8 protein-coding genes and 1 pseudogene are annotated in these 8,174 nt (G+C 36.2%); 2 read left to right on the top strand and 7 right to left on the bottom strand.

Annotation, left to right across the window (positions count from 1 at the left end):
- Nucleotides 1–204: 204 nt before the first annotated feature.
- From AC1DRF_RS12340 to AC1DRF_RS12330, 3 genes are all read right to left on the bottom strand, one after another.
- On the bottom strand, nucleotides 205–696 hold the full coding sequence (locus tag AC1DRF_RS12340) for a general stress protein (protein WP_427076894.1): 492 nt from the start codon (nucleotides 694–696) through the stop codon (nucleotides 205–207).
- A gap of 174 nt (nucleotides 697–870) precedes the next feature.
- A complete protein-coding gene (gene cls, locus AC1DRF_RS12335) occupies nucleotides 871–2,322 on the bottom strand; it encodes a cardiolipin synthase (protein ID WP_477740840.1) in 1,452 nt (483 codons plus the stop codon).
- A gap of 469 nt (nucleotides 2,323–2,791) precedes the next feature.
- On the bottom strand, nucleotides 2,792–3,622 hold the full coding sequence (locus tag AC1DRF_RS12330; RefSeq protein ID WP_043982685.1) for a GNAT family N-acetyltransferase: 831 nt from the start codon (nucleotides 3,620–3,622) through the stop codon (nucleotides 2,792–2,794).
- 148 nt (nucleotides 3,623–3,770) lie between these two features.
- Here AC1DRF_RS12330 and AC1DRF_RS12325 point away from each other — a divergent pair, with 148 nt between their 5' ends.
- Entirely contained in the window at nucleotides 3,771–3,944 is a 174-nt protein-coding gene (locus tag AC1DRF_RS12325; RefSeq protein ID WP_165575601.1) for a hypothetical protein, read from the top strand.
- 160 nt (nucleotides 3,945–4,104) lie between these two features.
- Nucleotides 4,105–4,641, top strand: coding sequence for an SH3 domain-containing protein (locus tag AC1DRF_RS12320; protein ID WP_427076895.1), 537 nt, complete (start codon nucleotides 4,105–4,107; stop codon nucleotides 4,639–4,641).
- A 53-nt stretch (nucleotides 4,642–4,694) separates the two neighbouring features.
- Here the strand turns inward: AC1DRF_RS12320 and AC1DRF_RS12315 are convergent, their stop codons facing one another.
- The 4 genes and pseudogenes from AC1DRF_RS12315 to AC1DRF_RS12300 form a co-directional block, all read right to left on the bottom strand.
- Nucleotides 4,695–4,823: a YjcZ family sporulation protein gene (locus AC1DRF_RS12315; protein WP_013081587.1), complete on the bottom strand. Its 129-nt coding sequence runs from the start codon at nucleotides 4,821–4,823 to the stop codon at nucleotides 4,695–4,697.
- 229 nt (nucleotides 4,824–5,052) lie between these two features.
- Nucleotides 5,053–5,814 (bottom strand): M15 family metallopeptidase, encoded by a 762-nt coding sequence (locus AC1DRF_RS12310; protein ID WP_043982682.1) that lies wholly within the window; start codon nucleotides 5,812–5,814, stop codon nucleotides 5,053–5,055.
- Nucleotides 5,815–6,022: 208 nt separating this feature from the next.
- Entirely contained in the window at nucleotides 6,023–7,297 is a 1,275-nt protein-coding gene (locus AC1DRF_RS12305; protein ID WP_477740839.1) for a 3D domain-containing protein, read from the bottom strand.
- 279 nt (nucleotides 7,298–7,576) lie between these two features.
- Nucleotides 7,577–8,174: pseudogene (locus AC1DRF_RS12300) on the bottom strand (extracellular catalytic domain type 1 short-chain-length polyhydroxyalkanoate depolymerase); the annotation flags it as partial.

Raw genomic sequence — 8,174 nt, 5'->3', positions numbered from 1 at the left:
CTCTGGTTCTTCTTCATACTGTTTTAACGTAGCAACAAGAGACTGTGAAACTTTGATGAGCTTCTGATTAACTTCTTGCTGCTGTTTTAAATAGTCAAGTTCGTATTCTGTTTTTTCTAGATTTCTCATCGGTCCCCTTCCTTTCGTTAACTAGCTTTTATTTAAGAACGCAGTCTTTTATTATCGCATTTGGTTACTTCAACATTACCTTATTTTATTTTCGTGATTGCCGTATAACATTTTTTCATTCATTGGGTCAGCTGATTTTTCAGCAGGTGTCACTGTTTGTCCTAAAGCTGAATTGTGTTTATCATGCTCAACTGCGTCTACCATCAGCAAAACTTTTCCTTTTTTAAGATCAGATACATATGAGGAAGCTTCTGCAGCAGGTACACCATATTCGGTTAATTGATTTTCGATTCGATTAACATCTTGATCGATTTTTTCTTCAGACGGCGTAAAAGCATTTTTTATTTTCTCCATAAAGGATTGATGGTGCTTTGAGTGTTGATCTGTATCAACTGTTTGCACATCAATTCCTGCAGAATGCTCAATCGCTTCTGTATTTTCATGACGCAGACCACTGTTTGTCAAGACAGAAAGTGCACTGTCCGGATATCCCTGTGTTTTTAAATTTCGAATCGCTGTAATAACCGCTGCCTCTGAATCATACGTACCTACTACATTTTTTGTCATTTTCTATTCCTCCTAGGTATTATCATTTTTTAGCTTGTTATAGTATTAATACCCTTGGATTTTTTGGTAAAACTTTTTAATTTTATCTCTAACTCTCCTTACAAGGAGAAACCAATAAAATAACAGACCTGAATCTAAAAATTCAAGTCTGCTTCATGATATCAATGATTTGTATTATAAAATTGGTGACAGTAAGCGAGATACCGCTTCTTTAAATTTTATAAGAAGAGAACGCTCTTTATATCGTTCAAACGTTAATTTTGAACTGCATTGCACATCTTCAAGAAACAGGTTCTGCAACTTTTTGGCAATAGGCTGGTCATATACAACTGCATTCACTTCAAAATTAAGGCTGAAACTTCGTGGATCAATATTCGTCGTGCCTACAGAAGACACTTCATTATCTACTACAATCGTTTTAGCATGCAAAAAGCCTTTTTCATAGAGATAAATATGTGCACCATACGTCAGCAGTTCGCCTACGTGAGACCACGTAGCCCAATAAACAAAAGGATGATCGGGTTTGTTTGGAATCATAATATGAATCTCTACTCCAGATAATAAAGCAATTTTACAAGCATCCATAAAGCTTGCGTCTGGAATAAAGTAAGGCGTTTGAAGGTACACACTTTCTTTGGCCGACATAATCAATGAGATATACATGTTTTTCAGATGCTGAGTAGTCGAGTTTGGCCCGCTTACTACAATTTGTACAGGAACCGTTCCAGAATGAGTTTCTGTACGATGCAAAAATTGTTCCAGTTCAATTGGCTGCTTTGTTGCTTGATGCCAATCTAAAATGAATCTCCCTTGAATATCGTTCACTGACTCTCCTTTAATACGAAAATGAGTGTCTCTCCAATAACCCATTTTTGGATCTAACCCTAAATATTCATCTCCTACGTTAAATCCTCCTATGTATGCTACTTCACCATCAATAATACAAAGCTTTCGATGATTTCGATTGTTAATCCGAAAATTAATTAAGCGAAGAATTGAAGGGAAAAACGCCTGTGCTTCGCCGCCATATGAAATAAGCTCCTTAAAAAATGATGGCGTCATTTTTCTAGATCCTACTTCATCATAAAGAACGCGAACCTTTATGCCTTCTTTTGCTTTTTTTGTTAGCTCATCTCTTAATTTTTTCCCAAGATTATCTCGTTGAATAATATAATATTGAATATTAATTTCTTTTTTAGCATTTCGAATGTCCTCAAACAATGCATCAAATTTCTGATTACCATCACTAAAGATATCAATTTCATTGTCCGTGCGTACGAGTGACTTAGAAGAATTTAAATTAGTGAACAGCAATTTATTATGTTGAATCAATAAATCATTTCGATACTCATGGGTAGCTTTAAGTTCTTTTAATTGTTCATCTACTGAAGATCTTAAATATTCCCGCTCATCAGATGATAACTTATAAAAGTTCTTCTGTTTTAGCTGTCTTCCAAAGAATAGATATACAATAAAGCCGACAATCGGTATAAAAAATAAAATAAGAAGCCACGCCCATGTAGATCCTATATCTCTTCGTTCGATGAAAATAAGAATACCGGCTAATAAAACATTAATAGCTGTTACAACAGATACACTTAGTGTAAAGATATGGGCAAATTCCATCCTATTACTCCTTTCTTTCTACTGCATTGCTTTATTAACTCATTTCCGTTTTTAACGCTTTCATTCACTTTACTATACATAACACAGATCGCTTCCTTTTTCACCTTTAGGATTCAAATTTTTTTCTTTTTTGCTACACTAAAAATGTGAAATATTTCTTTTATGGTGTATTAAAAACAAGGGGGGAGATAATTTGTTTTTTTCGTTTATTTTTCTTAGCCTCATCAATGTATTTGTCAGTATTAGCCTGGGGTATACGGCTTATCAATTATTTAGAAAAGCATTTATTGGAGGTATTCTTACGTGTATCCTTGCTTGCAGCGCTCCTATCATGTTTGTATGGCCTTCCCTGTTTCTATCAACGGGCATATCACTTTTTCTCTACTTTCTCATTATTTACTCAAAAAAGCACATATCATCTAATATATAAATAAAAAACACGAAAATCTAAGATTTCCGTGTTTTTTATCTACAAGCTGTATACGTAATAATCTTGCACGTGATATGAATTGAAACCGCATGTTTCGTAGAGTTGCAAAGCGCGTTTGTTTTTCGCTTCAACCTCAAGAAATATATCATATCCTAGCCGAAACTGCTTTAAAACAACTTGTTTTAAAGCAGCTTTTCCTATTCCTGATTTTTGGTAAGAAGGTAAAATACCAAATCCATAAATCCATGCTTCGCTTTTATCATACGATACCCTTAACTTTCCAACCGCTTGACTATTGTACTCTACGATAAAATGAATTTGCTGTTCTTCCGTTTTCGTTTGTTCATAATAAGCAGCTGCTTCTGTTAAAGACATACCAAAGCATTCCACATCGACTTGCATTTCCATTTTCATATCTGTATCTGATTGGGAAGAGCGAAGTGTAACAAAGGGATTATCATCTTCCAATTCTTTTTCTGCCCACTTCATTTGATATTCTGAAAAAGTAAATGAACATGGAATTTGCTTTAAGAACTCCCTGCCTGAAACCGAATCGCCAGGAGCATTTAATAAAATCTCTGTATACCCACGCTTCTTACATATATGTAAAGCTTGAGAAAACAGCTTTGAAAAAATCCTTTTTCGGCGATAGCTAGGAGCGACCATTCCGCATATTTCTACTGTATTCCCAAACCCATAAAGACCAATAAACCCAACAAGCTGATTATCTTCATAATGAAAAAAATCGTTAACTTCATTTTGTTTTCGACTTCGTAACATATCAAAATTCAGCTTCAGCTCTATGTGCTCTTCTTGTTCGCAAATAGACTGTAGCTTTTGTATATCTTCTAACACATGTTGTTCTAACATAAAACGCCCCCTGCATTCTTCTTTTTATTATAAGTTCGGCTTTATTTAACTTTTTCCTTTCATCTTTAGCGCAATAGTCGAATAATTATAGGGTAAAAGCAAGATCAAAAAGCATATAGAGTAATCAAACTAAACAGGCGGGGGGCTTATGAAAAAGACCATTTTAATAAGTTTTATGGCACTAGTTGCTTTAACCATTATTTATTGCCTGCAGAAAGAATTCATTTTCGCTTTAGCTTTGTGGAGCATTTATGGAACAGTATTATCTGTTTTTGTATATTTTTCTTTTTACAAATCAACGGAAGATCGCGAGGAGGAGTAGCAATAAAGCTATTAAAAGGTCGGTGAAATAAACTTTTTTACAGACCTTTTATAAATTTACAACTGGGATATATGTTGGTAACAACTTAGAAACAAGTAACCCTTATTCTTAGTGTTATAGAAAAGTTATTACCTATTTCACTAAGGAGTTGGATATTTGTATGAAGACAATTACAAAATCTATATCGGTTTTAGCATTAGCAGCGGGCTTTACTTTTTCATCTCTATCTGGAACACTGCCATTCACTCACGAGCAAACAGCAAGTGCAGCAGAAAAAATAAACGCACCGTTCAGCGTATATGAAGTGACCGCAAACATACTCAATATACGTGCAAAACCTAGCACTCAGGGAAAGATTCTTGATACATTAAGAAAAAAAGATCAAATCGAAGTAGTCAAGTTTGTAAATGCAGACTGGGCCGCCATTAAAATAATTGGCGGCACCGGATATATCAGTACTTCCTATTTAATGAAAGTCCCTACTACTGTTCATACAGCTGCTAACCTTAATTTACGCACAGGGCCTAGCACAAGCAACAAAGTTGTAACAACTATTCCTAAAGGAAAAAGCGTCAGCTTCTTAGCTTGGGGCTACTCAAAAGATAACAAGCTTTCATTTGATTGGGCTTTTGTAGAATACAACGGCTTTAAAGGATATGTAAGCACTGCGTACTTACAGTTACCTACTTATAGATAAAAATAGATAACTCCCTTGAATTATTTCAAGGGAGTTTATTTATGGACACCTGATTAATAGTGCCCTGCCCATGAAGCACCGATGATAATTAGTAAAATAAATAGCACAACGATTAGCGCAAAGCTACTTCCGTGACTTGATCCGTATCCGTACCCATAACCATAACCTCCGTAAAAACTCATTTTCTTTCACCTCCCTTTTTTGTAGAATATGTGAAGGGAAATGAAAACGAACATGAGTATTCTTTATCACAAAATTCATTATAATTTATAAACGTTAACTCTTTTACTAGTAAGGCATAGGATATATCATCCCGTGCTTCATCTCTACATCTTTCCCTCGTTCCCCTTTTTAAAGTAAGGGTATATTCCAGCAATACAAAAAAAGAAGAGTTTATATAACTCTTCTTTTTTATTGAACCAGATTATCAACTTGCATGTAGTCATTATAATATTCTTCTAACGTAATTCCTTTCTTAGACACCTTAGAGGCGAGTTCTTTTCCGACAAATCGTATATGCCACGGCTCATATTTATAACCTGTAATCTGCTGCTTTCCTTCTGGATAGCGAACAATATATCCGTATTTATATGAATTTGCTTCAATCCATTTGGCTTCAGGAGTATCTTTAAAACAATCTTGAGCTGCACACTTACCGGTGCTGCTTGATACATCTATACTTAAACCAGTTTGATGTTCACTGCTGCCTGGATGAGCACTGTAATGATTAGCTGCCGCTTCTCCATCTTGTTTTATATACGCTTGATAAAGAGATTCTTGACGACTTTGAGAACGATAGGCAGAAACACCGGCTAGGTAAATTCCTTCTCGTTCAGCAGCTGAAAACATCCTTTCTAATGCTTTTGCTGCTTCTGTACGCATTTGGCGCTTTTCGATTTTTTCTTTAAATACAAACCGAACGTCTGGGTATACAAGGTCAGTGGGTTCATAGTGATCAGGAAGAAGATTTTGCTTGTTTACTAACACAGCAATGGATTCTGGGTTCCCTACAATTTCTATACTATTCTGCTTCTGTTTAGAAGAAGATAAAGGATTATGATCAGACGTATTCAAATGATCATCGTGCTGAAATAATCCTTGATAGCCTAGATACGAGAATCCTGCGATAACACCCAGCACTATCAGTAAAGCCATTTTTTTATAAAGTTTCATATTTCTATACTCCTGACATATTTTCAGCTTTTTAGGACACTCAAACATTGTATACAAATCAAGAAATAATTACTAATATAACAAACTAATTCCTACTATAAATTTTAGTATGCCCGGACCTAATTTTTTCAAACGTTCATTTTAAGCATAAAAAAAGAGATGTCTCCTAAAAGACATCTCTCTTTACTTCTATTCTATAAGACTAGTATTAGTCGATAACTGTAATTTTAACTGATCTTCTGCCCCAGTCTTGTGCAGCACTATCTGAAGAAACGAATACATCAATTCGATTTCCTTTAATTGCGCCACCTGTATCTGCTGCTACAGCTTGACCATAACCTTCAACGTATACTTTTGAACCTAATGGAATAACGCTAGGATCAACCGCAATTACTCGTTGATTTGGATTTGATTTTAAATTTACTCCAGTAGCTGTTGTACCACTGCATCCAGCACAGTTAGCTGTATAAGCTGTTGCTTCAACAGTCATAGACTTGCCGCTAGCTTGCTGTTGAGACTGCTGTTGCTGCTGTTGAGCTGCTTGTTGCTGAGCTGCTTGTTCTTTTTGTGCTTGCTCTTGTGCTGCCTGTGCTTGTGCTGCTGCTTGAGCTTGCTCTTGTTCTTTTTGTGCCTGCTCTTGTGCTGCCTGTGCTTGTGCTGCTGCTTGAGCTTGCTCTTGTGCTGCCTGTGCTTGTGCTGCTRCTTGAGCTTGCTCTTGTTCTTTTTGTGCTTGCTCTTGTGCTGCCTGTGCTTGTGCTGCTTGAGCTTGCTCTTGTTCTTTTTGTGCTTGCTCTTGTGCTGCCTGTGCTTGTGCTGCTTGAGCTTGCTCTTGTTCTTTTTGTGCTTGTTCTTGTACTGCCTGTGCTTGTGCTGCTTGAGCTTGCTCTTGTTCTTTTTGTGCTTGTTCTTGTGCTGCCTGTGCTTGTGCTGCTTGAGCTTGCTCTTGTTCTTTTTGTGCTTGCTCTTGTGCTACCTGTGCTTGTGCTTGCTCTTGTTCTTTTTGCGTTTGTTCTTGTGCTGCTTGTTCTTGCTGAGCTTGTGCCGTTTGAGACTGCTGCGCTTGTGGAGCTGCCTTTGCTACTGGCGCACTAGCTGTTTGAGATTGAGCTGCTTGTGCCGTTTTAATTTTAAATTGTTCTCCAGGGAAAACTAAGTCTGATGTTAAACCGTTCCATTCTTTAATTTCTTCTACTGTTACGCCATAATGTTGACCGATTGACCACAAAGTGTCACCACGTTTTACAGTATGTACGATTTCTTTTATGCTAGATAAGTTTAGTGTCTGATTTGGATAAATTAGTGTTGATGTTAAGTTATTWGCATCTTTTAGCTCGTCTACGCTCACRYTATGMTTTTGAGCGAYTTTCCATAAMGTRTCACCTTTTTGCACTTCATACGTTCCGCTTGTAGAGGCAGATGCTGCACCTACAAATCCTGCTGAAAGAATTGCCGTTGTCCCTAGAGTAAATACAAATTTCTTCATTTTCCGAATACCTCCTTATTTACTCAATGACTGAATGATACCACCTGTTCATTTCACTTCCATTACAGGAATATTTTACTTTTATTACGGATTTAATTAATTTTAAACATTTTCTTGTAATATTTCTGACAATTCATTTTTGAATAATGATTAAATTTCATCAAAATCATGTCAAAATTTGAAGAAAACTCTATAAAAAGTTGGAGTTGTATTCGGTGATAAAAGTAACTTATCAGCAAAAAAAACCTTCTAAAAGCAGTTAGCTTTTAGAAGGTTTTTTTACTGATATGAAACAGTTAAAGTTGGAGCATATGCAGGATTGTCGCCCCCATAAATTTCAACTACGTCACTTAAAAAGTCCGCTGGACCTGAGCTTGACAAGCGAAACTGAGTTTTGCCGGTCCTATTCATATATCCCCAAAGCGAGGAAGGAAGTTGAATAGTTGTATATCCATTATTGAGTGAAGGCACTGATATTTGGAAGCCTCCTGAAATAGATGGTGAAGCCTGATAATCTATTTGTTCTAAAGCACTGCTAGTTCCAAATACACCGCTTTTAATATCGCCTTTCAAAGATGAAATATTACCAGTTGAAGATTTGCGATAAATTTTTAAAGATACATCCGTAATGATTGCATCATCAGGTAAAGAACCTGTGTCAAAAGATAAAATGGTTCGATATGTGTCGGTATTGTACATTCCTTTATCCCCAATTTTATGAATAGAACTACTCATACCGTCAGCTGATAAGTTTCCGATAAATCCATCTTCAGCAGCAAGTGAAGAAAATACTGAAGATTTCTCTGAAGTTCCAGAAATTTGATAAACTTCCGTCTTTACTTCCTCTTGGTTACCCGCTGCGTCTACACTAAAAAAC

This window comes from Priestia sp. P5_B4, assembly GCF_056400385.1.
The sequence above is the reverse complement of the archived record's forward strand: the minus strand, read 5'-3'. Positions and strand labels throughout refer to the sequence as shown.